This is a genomic window from Thiobacillus sp. (assembly GCF_013693775.1).
Classification (GTDB): Bacteria; Pseudomonadota; Gammaproteobacteria; order Burkholderiales; family Thiobacillaceae; genus Thiobacillus.
On sequence record NZ_CP059257.1, the window covers coordinates 2,923,684 to 2,938,701 of the forward strand.

At 61.2% G+C, this 15,018-nt stretch carries 14 protein-coding genes and 3 pseudogenes; 10 read left to right on the plus strand and 7 right to left on the minus strand.

Annotation, left to right across the window (positions count from 1 at the left end; genetic code table 11):
- The first annotated feature begins 29 nt into the window (after window positions 1-29).
- Entirely contained in the window at window positions 30-1,910 is a 1,881-nt protein-coding gene (locus tag HZY77_RS14400; protein ID WP_296816200.1) for a potassium transporter Kup, read from the plus strand.
- Between the two features lie 58 nt (window positions 1,911-1,968).
- On the opposite strand, the gene HZY77_RS14405 is transcribed toward HZY77_RS14400, so the two are convergent.
- From HZY77_RS14405 to HZY77_RS14420, 4 genes are all read right to left on the minus strand, one after another.
- Entirely contained in the window at window positions 1,969-2,343 is a 375-nt protein-coding gene (locus HZY77_RS14405) for a hypothetical protein (RefSeq protein ID WP_296629625.1), read from the minus strand.
- 43 nt (window positions 2,344-2,386) lie between these two features.
- Window positions 2,387-2,974 (minus strand): glycine zipper 2TM domain-containing protein, encoded by a 588-nt coding sequence (locus tag HZY77_RS14410; RefSeq protein ID WP_296816203.1) that lies wholly within the window; start codon window positions 2,972-2,974, stop codon window positions 2,387-2,389.
- 45 nt (window positions 2,975-3,019) lie between these two features.
- Window positions 3,020-3,310 (minus strand): hypothetical protein, encoded by a 291-nt coding sequence (locus tag HZY77_RS14415; RefSeq protein ID WP_296816206.1) that lies wholly within the window; start codon window positions 3,308-3,310, stop codon window positions 3,020-3,022.
- A gap of 146 nt (window positions 3,311-3,456) precedes the next feature.
- Window positions 3,457-4,710 carry an IS256-like element ISMaq7 family transposase gene (locus tag HZY77_RS14420; RefSeq protein ID WP_296816209.1) on the minus strand — a complete coding sequence of 418 codons (1,254 nt, stop codon included), beginning with the start codon at window positions 4,708-4,710 and terminating at the stop codon, window positions 3,457-3,459.
- 97 nt (window positions 4,711-4,807) lie between these two features.
- On the opposite strand from HZY77_RS14420, the pseudogene HZY77_RS17905 reads away from it, so the two are divergent.
- From HZY77_RS17905 to HZY77_RS14450, 7 genes and pseudogenes are all read left to right on the plus strand, one after another.
- A pseudogene (locus HZY77_RS17905) lies at window positions 4,808-5,377 on the plus strand (CoA transferase subunit A); the annotation flags it as partial.
- Window positions 5,378-5,401: 24 nt separating this feature from the next.
- On the plus strand, window positions 5,402-6,043 hold the full coding sequence (locus tag HZY77_RS17910; protein WP_363154648.1) for a CoA transferase subunit B: 642 nt from the start codon (window positions 5,402-5,404) through the stop codon (window positions 6,041-6,043).
- An 18-nt stretch (window positions 6,044-6,061) separates the two neighbouring features.
- On the plus strand, window positions 6,062-6,673 hold the full coding sequence (locus tag HZY77_RS14430) for a TfuA-like protein (RefSeq protein WP_296816214.1): 612 nt from the start codon (window positions 6,062-6,064) through the stop codon (window positions 6,671-6,673).
- Window positions 6,674-6,696: 23 nt separating this feature from the next.
- Window positions 6,697-7,665 carry an agmatinase gene (gene speB / locus HZY77_RS14435; RefSeq protein ID WP_296816217.1) on the plus strand — a complete coding sequence of 323 codons (969 nt, stop codon included), beginning with the start codon at window positions 6,697-6,699 and terminating at the stop codon, window positions 7,663-7,665.
- A gap of 276 nt (window positions 7,666-7,941) precedes the next feature.
- Window positions 7,942-9,520 (plus strand): annotated as a pseudogene (locus tag HZY77_RS14440) (IS91 family transposase).
- Window positions 9,521-10,054: 534 nt separating this feature from the next.
- Window positions 10,055-10,594: a heme-binding protein gene (locus HZY77_RS14445; protein WP_296816219.1), complete on the plus strand. Its 540-nt coding sequence runs from the start codon at window positions 10,055-10,057 to the stop codon at window positions 10,592-10,594.
- Window positions 10,595-10,901: 307 nt separating this feature from the next.
- Window positions 10,902-11,030, plus strand: a pseudogene (locus HZY77_RS14450) (CoA-transferase); the annotation flags it as partial.
- A 29-nt stretch (window positions 11,031-11,059) separates the two neighbouring features.
- Here the strand turns inward: HZY77_RS14450 and HZY77_RS14455 are convergent.
- The gene (locus tag HZY77_RS14455) at window positions 11,060-12,313 is read right to left on the minus strand and encodes an IS256-like element ISMaq7 family transposase (protein ID WP_296816209.1); all 1,254 of its coding nucleotides are present in this window, start codon (window positions 12,311-12,313) and stop codon (window positions 11,060-11,062) included.
- Between the two features lie 190 nt (window positions 12,314-12,503).
- Between HZY77_RS14455 and HZY77_RS14460 the strand changes: the two genes are divergently transcribed.
- A complete protein-coding gene (locus HZY77_RS14460; protein ID WP_363153858.1) occupies window positions 12,504-13,295 on the plus strand; it encodes a response regulator in 792 nt (263 codons plus the stop codon).
- Window positions 13,180-14,442 carry an ATP-binding protein gene (locus HZY77_RS14465; RefSeq protein WP_296816222.1) on the plus strand — a complete coding sequence of 421 codons (1,263 nt, stop codon included), beginning with the start codon at window positions 13,180-13,182 and terminating at the stop codon, window positions 14,440-14,442. Before HZY77_RS14460 ends, HZY77_RS14465 begins: the two co-directional genes overlap by 116 nt.
- Window positions 14,443-14,446: 4 nt before the next feature.
- On the opposite strand, the gene HZY77_RS14470 is transcribed toward HZY77_RS14465, so the two are convergent.
- Window positions 14,447-14,578, minus strand: a complete 132-nt coding sequence (locus tag HZY77_RS14470; protein ID WP_281166656.1) for a hypothetical protein — start codon at window positions 14,576-14,578, stop codon at window positions 14,447-14,449.
- Between the two features lie 23 nt (window positions 14,579-14,601).
- On the minus strand, window positions 14,602-14,754 hold the full coding sequence (locus tag HZY77_RS14475; protein ID WP_296816225.1) for a hypothetical protein: 153 nt from the start codon (window positions 14,752-14,754) through the stop codon (window positions 14,602-14,604).
- Window positions 14,755-15,018 lie beyond the last annotated feature (264 nt).

A 15,018-nucleotide genomic window follows, 5' to 3' on the forward strand; every position in this document is an offset into this window, starting at 1 on the left:
GGCTTCGCCCCTTCCCGGCATCCCGCTTCATGGAAGCAAACGCTCACAGCCGCGCGGCGCTGACCCTTGCCGCGCTCGGTGTCGTCTATGGCGACATCGGCACCAGTCCGCTCTATGCCCTGAAGGAAACCCTGAGCCCGGCCCATGGCATCCCCGCCGGGCCCGAGACCGTGCTAGGCGCCGCGTCGGCGATTTTCTGGGCGTTGATGCTGGTGGTGTCCCTGAAATACGTGCTACTGGTGCTGCGTGCCGACAACCACGGCGAAGGCGGCATCATGGCCTTGCTTGCACTGGCACGGCAGGCCGTCGCGGAGCGGCCGCGTGCATTGCGTATGGTGGCGCTGGCCGGCATGGCGGGCGCTGCACTGTTCTACGGCGATGCCGTGCTGACCCCTGCGATTTCGGTGCTGTCGGCGGTCGAAGGCTTGTCGGTCGGCACCCATGTGTTCGAACCCTATGTGATGCCGCTGGCAATCGCCGTACTCACCGGCTTGTTCATCATGCAGCAGCATGGCACGGCCAGCGTGGGTGCCTGGTTCGGTCCGATCGCAATGCTCTGGTTTGTCGCGCTGGCGGTNGGGGGCGTATACCAGATAGCGCACTATCCACAGGTACTGAACGCACTGTATCCGGAACATGCCTGGTGGTTCATCACCCAGCATGGCTTTGCGTCGTTCGTGGTGCTGGGGGCCGTGCTGCTGGCCTTTACCGGTGCCGAAGCGCTCTACGCTGACATGGGGCATTTCGGTCGCGCGCCGATCAGGCTGGCGTGGTATGGCCTGGTGTTTCCTGCTCTGGTGCTGAATTATCTGGGGCAGGGCGCCCTGTTGTCGCGGATACCCGCTGCTGGGCACAATCCCTTCTTTCTGCTTTACCCGGCATGGGCACTCTATCCCATGGTGCTGCTGGCTACCGCTGCGACAGTGATCGCCGCTCAGGCGACCCTCACCGGCGCCTTCTCGCTCACGCGGCAGGCCATCCAGCTGGGCTACCTGCCACGCATGCAGGTGGTGCAGACGTCGTCCAAGGCTTTCGGACAAATCTACATTCCGGTCGTCAACTGGCTGCTGTTCGTGCTCGTCGTGGGGGTGGTCGCCGGCTTCGGCAAGTCGGACCACCTCGCCGCCGCATACGGGCTCGCCGTAACCGGCACCATGCTGGTGACGACGCTGCTCACCTTTTTCGTCATTCATTACGGGTGNGGGTATGGCCTGTTCGGCAGTCTTGCGGTGACTGCCATGTTCCTGCTGATCGATGCTGCATTCTTTTCATCCAGCTTGCTGAAAATCACCGAGGGCGGCTGGTTTCCGCTGATCCTGGGGAGCCTGGTGTTCATCGTCATGCGAACCTGGGTGCGCGGAAGGCGCTGTCTGTTGGCTCAGGTTGGCGCAGCGGATATTCCCCTGACCGATTTCCTCGCCGGTCTCATGGCGCATCCGCCGACGCGCGTCCCGGGAACCGCAGTATTCCTCAATGCCAGTGCCCACACCGTGCCGCATGCGCTGCTGCACAACCTCAACCACAACCGGGTGCTGCATGAGCGGCTGGTGTTCCTCACCGTCAGGATCAAGACCGAACCGTGGGTAGCGTTCGAAGACCGCATGCAGGTCGAACCCTTGGGCAACGAAGCCTATGCCGTCATCCTCACCTTCGGTTTCAAAAACCGTCCCGACGTGCCCGCTGCACTCGAAGGCCTGGGGCCGCAATTCGGCCTGACGTTCGAACCCATGCAGACCTCGTATTTCCTGAGCCGCGAAACCATCGTCCCCAGCAAGGGAGTTGAAAGCGGGATGTCCCACTGGCGCGAACAGCTGTTTCGGTGGGTGTCGCGCAATGCCGGCAGTGCGGTGGAATATTTCAACCTGCCTGCGAACCGGGTGATCGAACTGGGCTCACGGGTGGAAATCTGAACCGGGTTCTTTACACATCCGAATCAGATGCGTTCGCAGGCCATCGTCCCGAGCCGGCTCAGTCGTAGTCATGACGGCGATGCTCGCGGCGATGTTCCCGGCGCTCCTCGCGCCAGCCATCCCGCCCACCGTGGCGGTGGTTCCAGCCACGATCATCCCAAGGCCTGTAGTCACCGCGGTAATAGACGCGCTCGACCCGATAGGGCGGCGGCAGCATGATGGTGGGGCCGGGATAGTATGACGTTCGGGTCCAGTAACGGCTGCCGCCTGATTCGTACAGGACCCGGAAGCCATCAGGCCGATAGGTCCCGAAAGAAATGACAACGTTCGGCTCGACCGATACCACACGGCCATAACCGTAGCTGCCGCCATGGGCGAAACTGGCGCTGGAAGCGGTGAGCAGGGTGGCTGCAAGCAGCAGTGTGCGTAACATGGTTGTTCTCCTTTACAGATTAGGGTGGGTCTGCGGATGCGCGTCAATCGTTCCAGTCGCCGCGATCGTCGTTCCAGCGCGCATCGCGCGGATCATCGGCCACCGAAAAGTTCCCGTTCAGCGTCAGCCACTTGCCGGNGTCGTACGGCAGGCGGGTGCTGTATTCGCGTCCCTGGAAGCGGTAGCGCACGTCGTAGCCGCTGACGACCTGGCGATAGTTATCCTGGACCCGACAACGCTCGACCTGACGCGGGCGCGTTTCCTCGTAGCGTGTGCCACCGCCATTCCAGCGGTCACCTACCACGGCGCCCGTGGCTGCGCCCACGGCAGCGGCGGCCACCCGACCGTCGCCCTTGCCGACGGTGGAACCGAGCAGGCCACCGGCGATGGCGCCGAGAATCGCACCGCCGCCGCCATTTCCTTCCCGGTAGCTGCGGGTTTCGTGGCCAACGGTTTCGGTCCAGCATTCGCGGCGCGGTTCGTTGACCGTGTCGTAGATCGGCGTGCTCGAAAGCACGCGGGCACGGGTGACGAAACCATCCGCGTCATAACGGCCGGGGCCGGCGTACGCGCCGCCGCTGGCGACAAGCAGGGCGGCGACCAGAGTCGTGTTCAGAAGGCGTGTTTTCATGCTTACTCTCCTTGCTACAGTGAATTCAGTGCTTGCGCGCCGAGGTCAGCGACGGTCGCGGGGGCGACCCTCATCCTCGAATTTGCGTTGCTGGCGACGCTCGTAGCCGTAGCCGTAACCTTGGGGCTCGTCGCCGCGGTCGCGTCTGGCATCGCGCCGCGTGTCACGTCGCGCGTCCCAGCGGTCATCGCGCGCATCCTGTCGAGCCTCGTCGGCGCGATCGCGCTTGGCCACGATGATCACGCCATCCATGAAATTCGGTGCTGCCAGAACCGGGGCGGCAATCACCAGTCCCAATCCGGCCAGCCCAATAATCCAGTTTCGTCGTGTGTTCATCGTGGTCTCCATTTCTGTGGTTGCTTGTTTCGCTTCCACGCTTCGCAGTTTGGTTGAGGAAAGTAAGCACACTGTTTCACGCAGGGGTGATTTTGTAACAGTGTGTAACCGGCGGATGAGTTATTGTCAAATCTGGTGTATGGGCATCAAGCCGCGTTCCTGTCTGATTGATCCTGTACTTGCTCGCCGTCCTTGAACTTCACGTTGTTGACCACGAGGGCCAGCAGATCAAATCCCTTGATCCGTTTCCAGCGCTTCTGCGCGGTTTCCAGTAGCTTGTAGACCATCGCCAGCGTGGTCTCTCGGGAGCCGCAGTTCCGCGCTCTCTTGCTTCTCAGGCGCACCGTCGAAAACGTCGATTCGATCGGATTGGTCGTCCGGATATGGATCCAGTGTTCTGCCGGGAAGTCGTAGAAGGCCAGCAGCTCCTCACGATCCTTGCGCAGCCGTTCCATGGCGCCGGGATACTTCGACTCGAAGCGAACCAGAGTCCGGTCAAAGGCCTTGTGTGCGTCAGCCCGCGTCTCGGCCATCCAGATCTCATGCAGCGCCGCCTTGACTTTCGGTTGCACCGACTTTGGCAGCGCGGACAGGATGTTCGCCGTCTTGTGCACCCAGCAGCGCTGATGGCGGGTGTCCGGATAGCACTTGGCCAGTGCTTTCCAGAAGCCCAAAGCGCCGTCGCCGATGGCCAGCTTCGGGCTGGTCGTCAGGCCCCGGGCCCGCAGTCCCGACAGCAGTTCTGACCAGCTGGCCTCCGACTCTCGGTAGCCGTCCTCAACCGCAACCAGCTCCTTGCGCCCATGCTCCGTCACGCCGATGATCACCAGCAGGCAGAGGCGGTCATCCATGCGCACGTTGCTGTATACGCCGTCGGCCCACCAGTACACGTAGCGGCTTTGGCTCAAATCTCGCTGACACCACTCCCGGTGCTCATCGATCCAGTGCTGCTTCAAGCGACTGATGGTGTTGGCCGACAAGCCCCTGGCCTGATCACCCAGCAACGCGGCCAGTGCCTCTTGGTAATCGCCGGTGCTCACACCCTTCAGGTACAGCCAGGGAAGCACTTCCTCCACACTCCGGGCTCGCTTCAGGTACGGCGGCAGCAAGGTGCTGTTGAAGCGAACCCCGGAACCACTCCGATCCCGTACTTTCGGCACCTTGATGTCGACATTGCCGATGCCGGTCTGGACAGTACGCTCAGGCAAATAGCCATTGCGCACGACGGCCTGACGGCCATCCGGGAGCCGGTGCTCGGCATGCTGATCCAGAAGCGCCTGAAGCTCGGCCTCGACGGCCTGTGCGATCAGCTCCCGTGCCCCAGTCCGCAGCAGCTCGGTCAGCGGATCAATAACGTCTTTTTCTGGTTGTGGAAGAGTCTTCAGGGTAGACTTGGCCATGGCGTATCACCTTCTGTTGGTTGTTGATCTGGCGTGATCAATCAACAGGATACGCCATCCTTTCTACCTTCCCGTACACCAGAAATGACCATAACTCCTGCGTGACAGCGGCGTACAAAACCTCTCAGTGATCTCCAACAATGCGGGGGCNAACGGACTCGGCCTTGGCAAGTTGTTGCTGTCGCGGCAGATCAAGAAGATGTATTCATCCTACGTTGGCGAGAACAAGGAGTTCGAGCGCCAGTATCTTGCAGGTGAGCTGGAGCTGGAATTCACNCCCCAAGGTACTTTGGCCGAGAAGCTGCGAGCNGGGGGCGCCGGCATCCCTGCATTCTTCACAAGGACGGGTGTGGGCACGGTAGTGGCTGAAGGCAAAGAGACACGTGTGTTCAATGGCGAGACCTATGTGATGGAGGAGTCGTTCTTCCCGGATGTGTCTTTGGTGAAGGCACATATAGCCGACAAATCCGGAAACCTGCGCTTTCGCATGACCGCGCGCGGCTTCAATCCGGCCGTGGCCACGGCGGGAAAAATCACCATTGTCGAAGCGGAGAAGATCGTCGAGAACGGAGAACTGGCTCCTGACGATGTGCATCTCCCGGGCATCTATGTACACCGCATCGTCCATAACCCGGACCCCAACAAACACATTGAACACCGCACGGTGACTCANGAAATCGGGAGATTGAACATGGCATGGACAAAGGATCAGATGGCTGCGCGGGCAGCCAAAGAACTTCAGGATGGCTTTTATGTCAATCTCGGCATCGGCATCCCCACTCTGGTGGCCAACCATGTGCCCAGTGACATTGAGGTCTGGCTGCAAAGCGAAAACGGCCTGCTGGGAATCGGNCCCTTTCCCACGGAAGACCAAGTGGATGCGGACTTGATCAATGCCGGCAAGCAGACCGTAACAACCATCCCGGGTTCATCCTTCTTTGGCACGGATCAGAGTTTTGCCATGATCCGAGGAGGAAAAATCAACGTGTCCATTCTGGGCGCCATGCAGGTGAGCCAAGCAGGTGATCTTGCCAACTGGATGATCCCAGGCAAGATGGTGAAAGGTATGGGCGGGGCCATGGACTTGGTGGCTGGGGTGAAACGGGTCATCGTGCTGATGGAACACGTGGCGCGGACGAAGGACGGCACCACCGACCTGAAGATCCTGCCGTCATGCACGCTGCCGCTGACCGGATTAGGCGTCGTCGATCGAATCATTACGGACTTGGGCGTGATGGATGTGACGCCGCAGGGGCTGAAGCTCATCGAACTGGCCGATGGCGTGACCTTCCAGGAGATCCAGGAAAAGACGGGCGTTCCACTTTTGCAGTAAGACTGCTTTCCGGCCAGCATGAAGTCGATCGTATTCCTGGGATTGAGCCTAGCGGTGGCAGAAGCCCAGCAAATCCTTGATGCGGATTATCGCGGGCCGATTGTCCAAGGCGACCTCGATGCCATTGCCTCCCCAGCGCTGGTCGTCATCATCGACGGCATCCTCGACAGTGACCAGCGGCTGTCTGGTGCAGAGGTGGTCAGGGCACTGGATCGCGGCCTGGTAATTCACGGCGTATCGAGCTTGGGGGCCGTATTGGCCGTCGAGCTGGAACACAAGGGGCTGAGAGGCTATGGCCGGATATACGAGGTACTGCGGGGTCTGGATACGGATCTGGTGAATCTGATCATGGCGCTCTATACCGCCGACCAACTCAGGCCATTGACGACCCCATTGATCAATGCCGTCGTTTACTGCTGGGAACAGAACGCCAGCTCGGAAAAACTCGATGCCGTAGTGCATGAACTCTCACGCATTCCGCTTGACGCCCGCAATTGGGAGCGCATAGAAGATGCGGCAGCCCATGCCGGCATGAAATTGCCGGCAACTGCACGGCTCATGGATGTAAAGCGGGAGGACGCCGTCCACCTGCTCCAGTCATTGGATAAATGCCCGCTCGTAGTTGAATGAACTTGCGCCATAGGGAGCCCGTTGTGACAGACCCGTCCAGTTCAAAAATCCGCATTCGCCCTCGGCCGACAGATAACGCTTTCCTGGGCGACCTGCATGGTGGCTCCCGCGAGCCGACATATTCCGGTGCGCTTTCCTTCATGAGACGGCGCTTCAGCCGCGATCTGGCGGGAGTGGACGTGGCAATCTGGGGCGTCCCCTTCGATGCGGCGACCTCCAACCGCCCCGGCGCGCGCTTCGGGCCGCAGGCCATGCGCCGGGCATCGGCCATCTTCAATGGCGACCCGCAGTTTCCCTCTGGTCATGATCCCTTCGACAAGCTTGCCGTTGTGGATTGGGGCGACTGCTCATTCGATTTCCGCCACCTTGAACGCGTGCCCGAACTCATCCAGGCTCAGGCCGCCGAGATTCTTGCGACGGGAACCCATCTGATTACCTTGGGCGGAGACCATTCGATCGCGCTACCGCTGCTGCGCGCCCATGCGCAGAGACATGGGCCACTGGCCCTGGTGCAGTTCGATGCCCATCAAGACACATGGAAGGATGGCGGTGGTCAGTCGCATGGGGCCTTTGTCACGCGGGCCAAAGCAGAGGGAGCCATCGACACACATCGCTCAATCCAGGTCGGCGTCCGGACCATCGCCCCCAATGATTTCGGCATCGAGATCATCAACGCTCATGAGGCGCGCAGGCTGGGCGCCACTGGAATTGCCCAGCGGATCCGAGAAAGAGTGGGAACTGCTCCGGCCTATCTGTCATTCGACATCGATGCGCTCGACCCGGCCTTCGCCCCAGGTACCGGTACGCCCGTCATTGGCGGGCTGGCTTCCATCGACGCTCTGCTCGCCCTGTGGGAACTGCGCGACCTTGACTGGCGCGGCATGGATCTCGTCGAGGTGTCGCCGCCCTATGACCATGCTGACATCACAGCGCTCGCGGGGGCAGCGGTGGTGCAGCACTACCTTCAAATACTGGCCGAGAAGTCACGCTGACCTCGGCCAGATCCATGAACCACAACCTACAGGAGAGCCCCATGATTTCTGGCGTGAAATACGGACACACCAACCTGATTGCAAGGACTGGCGCAGCCTGGCAAAGTTCTACGAAGAACATTTCGGCTGCGTTCCCGTCCCTCCGGAGCGAGACTTCAAGGGCCACGATCTGGAGCGTGGGACAGGAATCCCTGGAGCCCATTTGCGCGGCGCTCACCTTCGCCTACCAGGCCACGGCGCGGAAGGCCCGACCCTGGAAATATTTGCGCAGTATTCATGCCAGCCACCGCCAAACCCAAGCGCTACAACCCCGCCACCCCGAACGCACTCTGCTCTACCAAACCGTGGCCGAGCACTACGAGAGCTGGCTGGAGCTGGCTTGCGAGGGTCAATTTGAGGGCCAGGGCGACCACCACAGCCCCAGGCCCTACGTGCGCAAAGCGTTCGAGAAATATCTGGAGTGCGGCATCTTCGCCCACGGCTTTGCCCGCGCCCGCTGCGACGACTGCGGACACGACTTCCTGGTCGCCTTCTCGTGCAAAGGCAGGGGTGTCTGCCCCTCATGCAACACCCGGCGCATGGCTGAGACGGCGGCACACCTCACCGACCATGTGTTTCCCGCCTGCCGGTGCGCCAGTGGGTGCTGTCGGTGCCCAAACGGCTGCGGTACTACATGCAGCGAGAGGGCCCGGTGCTGGGCATGGTGCTGCGCATCTTCCTACGCGTCATCGCGCAAACGCTGCAAGCCAACAGCCCTGGTGCGGCCAATGTGGACAAGGCAGCACTGCACATAGGCGCAGTCGCCTTCATCCACCGCTTTGGCTCCAGTCTGAACGAGCATGTGCACTTCCATGTCTGCGCAGTCGATGGCGTGTTTGAGGAAGTGGCGGGCGAGGAGGTCGATGCTGCTGATGCAGCTTCTCAAAGCTCACCATCGCGCATCATCTTCCACCCCGCCACCGGCGTGACTGCGGATGCCGTGGGTCAGGTGCAGGCCAGCTTACGCAAACGCATCCTGCGCGCCTTTGTCGGACGGGGCCTGCTGGAGAGTTTCGAGGCCCAAGAGATGCTGGGCTACAAGCACAGCGGGTTTTCGGTGGACACCAGCGTGTGCATAGCGGCGCACGACCGCGCCGGGCTGGAGCGGCTGCTGCGCTACTGCGCCCGCCCGCCGTTTGCCATGGAGCGGCTGCGCAAAGCGGGCAGCGAGCTGGTCTACCGCTGCGCCAAGCAGCACAGCGAGCCCGGCAGCCTGCCTCACAACAAGCGCGGCGTAAAGGCCGATGAGATCACCCTCACCCCGCTGGAGCTGATTGAACGTATCGCCAAGCTGGTGCCCCCGCCGCGCACGCACCGCCACCGCTACTTTGGCGTGCTGGCACCGAACTCACCCTTGAGGCCTGCCGTCACGGCGCTGGCGCGTGATGCAGCGGTGAAACCGGCGCAGGTGCAAGCCGAGCCAGCCAGCACGGCTGCAGGCGAGGGCGCACTTGGGGTAAGAAGCCCACTGCCAACCCAGACCGAGCCCGCCCAGCCGGTGCCACCCAAGCGCCCGGCGCACTATTTGTGGGCGGTGCTGATGGCCCGTATCTACGAGGTGTTCCCGCTGCTGTGCCCCATCTGCGGCGGGCAAATGCACATCATCGCCTTCATCACACACAGTGCCGATATCCGCCAAATACTGGAGCACATCGGGGTGGAGACGGAGCCGCCGCACATCACCCCGGCACGCGGGCCGCCACTGTGGGACGAGTGCGACGCGCAAGCCGCAGAGGGCGTGGAGCCAGCCCCAGACTGGGATGAAGCGACCCAACCGGCCCCGGACTTCGAGGTCGATCAGCGCGTCAGTTGGTAGGGTGGCAACAGCGGTTAACAGTGGTTTTGCCAACGTTGCGAGGCAGCGCTGCGCCTGTCACCGCCAAAAACGGGTCATACCGAAAAATCTCGGGCAACTGGCTTTGAGAAATCAACCCAGCAGTCCCCTGTGTGCATGCCTGAGACGCCCCAAACGTGTGCTATACTTGTGCTCATGCGGTTGGATTTCCTATCCCCGACCGGCAGCTTGCTGATCAAAACGCCTGAAACGCCACGACTGAATATTGGAGAATCCGAATGACCCGCGACCATGATCGAAATACACCCGATAGAATGAACCTGCCATCCAAACGTGTGCTATACTTGTGCTCATGCGGTTGGATTTCCTATCCCCGACCGGCAGCTTGCTGATCAAAACGCCTGAAACGCCACGACTGAATATTGGAGAATCCGAATGACCCGCGACCATGATCGAAATACACCCGATAGAATGAACCTGCCATCCAAACGTGTGCTATACTTGTGCTCATGCGGTTGGATTTCCTATCCCCGTCAACAACATGAGGACTAGCAGATGCAGTTGAAACAAAGAACATCCGTCCTACGTCGAAATCTAATGTTCATCGGAGCATCGGCGCTGGTTGGAGTACTCATGGGGCCGACTATGGCTGTGGGCGATGATACGTTCACCGTTAAGAGGATGTCCGTGGAGATAGCCCGTGACATAGCCCAGAGCGCTCTCGAGGCATGCCGCGAAACCGGCTATCAAGTTGCGGCGGTGGTGGTCGATCGGAATGGCGATCCAGTGGCGATCCTGCGTGACGTATTCGCCCCGCGCATAATGATCGAAATCGCTATGCGGACTGCTAATACAGTTGTCATGTCAGGGGTAGACTCCGGCGAATTCGTACGTAATGCGAAGGACCTGGCCGAGAAACTTGATCACATTGGTATCACACTCTCAGAAGCGGGCGCTGTACGCATCGAAGCCGCTGACGGCAGCTTTCTCGGCGCGGCCAGTGTTAGTGGTGCACCAACCGGGGAAGATGATGAAAGGTGTGTACGTAAGGCATTGAAGGCAGTTGAGGAACGCCTGATGTTTGACGACATGTGACAGCAACTACTCGTTACCGTTCGGTGCTAACCGAGAGGTGTTGGACGAAGCGGGCCTGTCGGAGAAGCAAATCGAGCTGCTGCTCAAGCGTGGAGTGATCCGCCAAGCATCGACTGGTGGCAACGAATAACGGTTATGGCCGAAATTGCGGGAGGTATGGCTAGAAGTCTCGACAGGTTCCAGGTCTGCGCAGTTGGTCCGTCGTTAATCTTTCGCTAATTCCTGCGCAACGCGGTGCCATGCGCAGCCCACCTACGTTTGTAGCCCGCTTGGCGATGGGCGGGTTGAGTTCTTTATCCAGGAGGCAATTTTGAACAAGATGTATCCCAGTGCTGCCGAGGCGCTTCGAGGCGTCGTGGCCGACAACCAGCTATTGGCAGTAGGCGGCTTCGGCTTATGCGGCGTCCCCGAACTGCTCATTGATGCGCTGCGTGACGAGTTATTGTCAAATCTGGTGTATGGGCATCAAGCCGCGTTCCTGTCTGATTGATCCTGTACTTGCTCGCCGTCCTTGAACTTCACGTTGTTGACCACGAGGGCCAGCAGATCAAATCCCTTGATCCGTTTCCAGCGCTTCTGCGCGGTTTCCAGTAACTTGTAGACCATCGCCAGCGTGGTCTCTCGGGAGCCGCAGTTCCGCGCTCTCTTGCTTCTCAGGCGCACCGTCGAAAACGTCGATTCGATCGGATTGGTCGTCCGGATATGGATCCAGTGTTCTGCCGGGAAGTCGTAGAAGGCCAGCAGCTCCTCACGATCCTTGCGCAGCCGTTCCATGGCGCCGGGATACTTCGACTCGAAGCGAACCAGAGTCCGGTCAAAGGCCTTGTGTGCGTCAGCCCGCGTCTCGGCCATCCAGATCTCATGCAGCGCCGCCTTGACTTTCGGTTGCACCGACTTTGGCAGCGCGGACAGGATGTTCGCCGTCTTGTGCACCCAGCAGCGCTGATGGCGGGTGTCCGGATAGCACTTGGCCAGTGCTTTCCAGAAGCCCAAAGCGCCGTCGCCGATGGCCAGCTTCGGGCTGGTCGTCAGGCCCCGGGCCCGCAGTCCCGACAGCAGTTCTGACCAGCTGGCCTCCGACTCTCGGTAGCCGTCCTCAACCGCAACCAGCTCCTTGCGCCCATGCTCCGTCACGCCGATGATCACCAGCAGGCAGAGGCGGTCATCCATGCGCACGTTGCTGTATACGCCGTCGGCCCACCAGTACACGTAGCGGCTTTGGCTCAAATCTCGCTGACACCACTCCCGGTGCTCATCGATCCAGTGCTGCTTCAAGCGACTGATGGTGTTGGCCGACAAGCCCCTGGCCTGATCACCCAGCAACGCGGCCAGTGCCTCTTGGTAATCGCCGGTGCTCACACCCTTCAGGTACAGCCAGGGAAGCACTTCCTCCACACTCCGGGCTCGCTTCAGGTACGGCGGCAGCAAGGTGCTGTTGAAGCGAACCCCGGAACCACTCCGATCCCGTACTTTCGGCACCTTGATGTCGACATTGCCGATGCCGGTCTGGACAGTACGCTCAGGCAAATAGCCATTGCGCACGACGGCCTGACGGCCATCCGGGAGCCGGTGCTCGGCATGCTGATCCAGAAGCGCCTGAAGCTCGGCCTCGACGGCCTGTGCGATCAGCTCCCGTGCCCCAGTCCGCAGCAGCTCGGTCAGCGGATCAATAACGTCTTTTTCTGGTTGTGGAAGAGTCTTCAGGGTAGACTTGGCCATGGCGTATCACCTTCTGTTGGTTGTTGATCTGGCGTGATCAATCAACAGGATACGCCATCCTTTCTACCTTCCCGTACACCAGAAATGACCATAACTCCCGGCGGATAGCGTGCCGTCCCTGCTGATATATTTGCCACATGGAAAAAGACATCATTTATGTGACCGACGACGACCGGGCATCCGCGAACTGGTGGCCGAATACCTGGCAAGCCAGGGCTATCAGGTCGAAACGGCTGAAGACGCGCCCGCGCTCGATCGCCTGCTGGCCGCCCGCCTGCCGGATCTGCTGGTGCTCGATTGGATGATGCCGGGCGAAGATGGCCTGTCGGTCGCGCGGCGGCTGCGTGCGCAGCCGGGTTTTCCGCCCATCATCATGCTGTCGGCCCGGGGTGAAGACATCGACCGCATCATCGGCCTCGAGGTCGGCGCCGACGACTATCTGCCCAAGCCGTTCAATCCGCGTGAACTGCTGGCCCGTATCCGCGCGGTGCTGCGGCGACAGAATGGCGCGGCAGCACCGGCCGCGGCCGAAACCGCCCGGCTGGTGCATTTCGGCCCGTTCAGCGTCAACCTCGACGCCCGTACACTCAGTCGCGACGATGCCGAGATCCCGCTGACCAGCGGCGAATACGAACTGCTGGAAATCTTCGTCACCCATGCCAACCGTGCGCTGTCGCGCGACTGGCTGATGGACCAGCTACGGGGATTCGAACGCGATCCGTTCGACCGCAGCATCGACGTTCGGGTGAATCGCCTGCGCAAGAAGATCGAGGATGATCCGGCCAATCCAGCCTATATCCGTACCCAGCGCGGTCAGGGCTACCTGTTCGTGCCGCAGGGCAAGGGTGAAGCACTTCCCTCGCTCGTTGTTCGCCCGCACCGCGCTGACGCTGGCGCTGGCATTTGTCGTGTTTCAGGCAGCCGCATTCTGGGTGGTGTATCGCACCTTGATCGTACCGGTGGCGGAACGCTCGGCCGATGATCTGGCCGGCCTGATCGTGCTGTCGGCACAAACCTGGGTGGAGCTACCGCCGCAGACGCGCGCGGCGTTCGAGCGCGAACTGGCGCGCCGCCACGGGTTACGCCTGACCACCGTGAATATCGGGGCGACGGCGGACGCGCCGCATTTCGCTTTCCGTACCCAGATCGAGGATGCACTGAGCCGGCGCGTCGGCGACGACGTGATCTTGCGTGGCGTGCCCGGAACAGAAGCGGCCTGGCTGGATATTCCTGTNGGNGGGCATGACCTGCATGCCGGCTTCTTTCCGCGCCGTTACGCAGTCAAGCCGCCGCTGGCAGCCATCGCGGTCGTTGCCCTGGGCACATTTCTCAGCCTGCTGACGGCCTTGTTCCTGGTGCGCCGCATCACTGTGCCGCTGGCGCGCGCGGCAGGCGCAGCCAGGCAGGTTGGGGCGGGCGAATTGCCCGAGCCCTTGCCTGAAACCGGCCCCGCCGAACTCGCCGAACTCGCTCGTCGTTTCAACACCATGGCGGGCGAGGTGCGTGCCCTGCTGGATAACCGCACCACCCTGCTGGCAGGCATTTCGCATGACCTGCGTACCCCCATGACACGGTTGCAGCTCAACCTGGAAATGTTGCGCGATGCTCCCAGCCCGGCGCGTATCGACCGTGCGGTGGCCGACCTGGCCGACATGAACAAGCTGATTGCGGGGTATCTGGAACTGGCGCGTACCACCCAGGCGGAAAATCGGGTGCGCTTCGACCTCGCCGGCCTGCTGGAAGAGGCTGCGGTCGATGCGAACCTGTCGTGGCCGGGCGCGGTGCCGTGCATGATCGAGGCCAGCCGCCTGGCTGTGCGGCAAATCGTGTCGAACCTCATCCAGAATGCGCAGCGTTACGGCGGCACGCCGGTCGAGCTGGTGCTGGAATGCACCGGGAGTCTGGCGCGCGTGGTCGTGCGCGATGCCGGCACCGGCATTCCGGACGACCAGCTGGAGAAAGTGTTCAGGCCGTTCTATCGGCTGGAAACGTCGCGTTCACAGGCAACCGGGGGAACGGGCCTCGGGCTGGCGATCGTGCGGCAGCTGGCGGAAACGAACGGTTTGAAGGTGGTGTTGCGCAATCGCCCGCAAGGCGGGCTGGAGGCGATACTGGAAATCCGCCGTTAGGCGGTCACGCGCACTGCGCGGTCGTGCGTCGCAGCACCCGGAATTCGACGAACAGCAGCGTCAGGCTGAACATCGACATGCGGCAGGTGCTGCCGCTAAAGAATCCCAACGGCGAGCGAGACAGATTGATGCTCACGCTGGTGGCTCGACCGACTTGCATCAGACGGAAGGCTGACGGGCAAACAGGGAGAACTGCACGAACAGCAGCGAGAGGCTGGTGAGGCTCATGCGCTCGGTCTGGCCGTGGAACCACGCAAAAGGCGAGGCGCTGAGTTCGAGGACCAGTTGGTTTTTGCCGAATTGCAGTTTCATGATGTACTCCTTGGGTTGGCTTGCTTGCCTGAATACCTGCAATGCCTGTGCCATCTGGGGGCAGTGGTTGTGGCGAAAAAGTGTAAATAAAACAAATGGATGCGTGTGGCTTGTTTATGGCGCAGACGTAGGCTGTGACGTGAATTGACGGAAAACCGTCATCCCGTGTCGAAGCGTTAAACAGTCGACATGCCGGCCGGGCGAATCGGGGCGGCAAGGTAGAATCCGGCTTTCGGTTTGGGCGGGGCGTTTCGGCGCACCGCA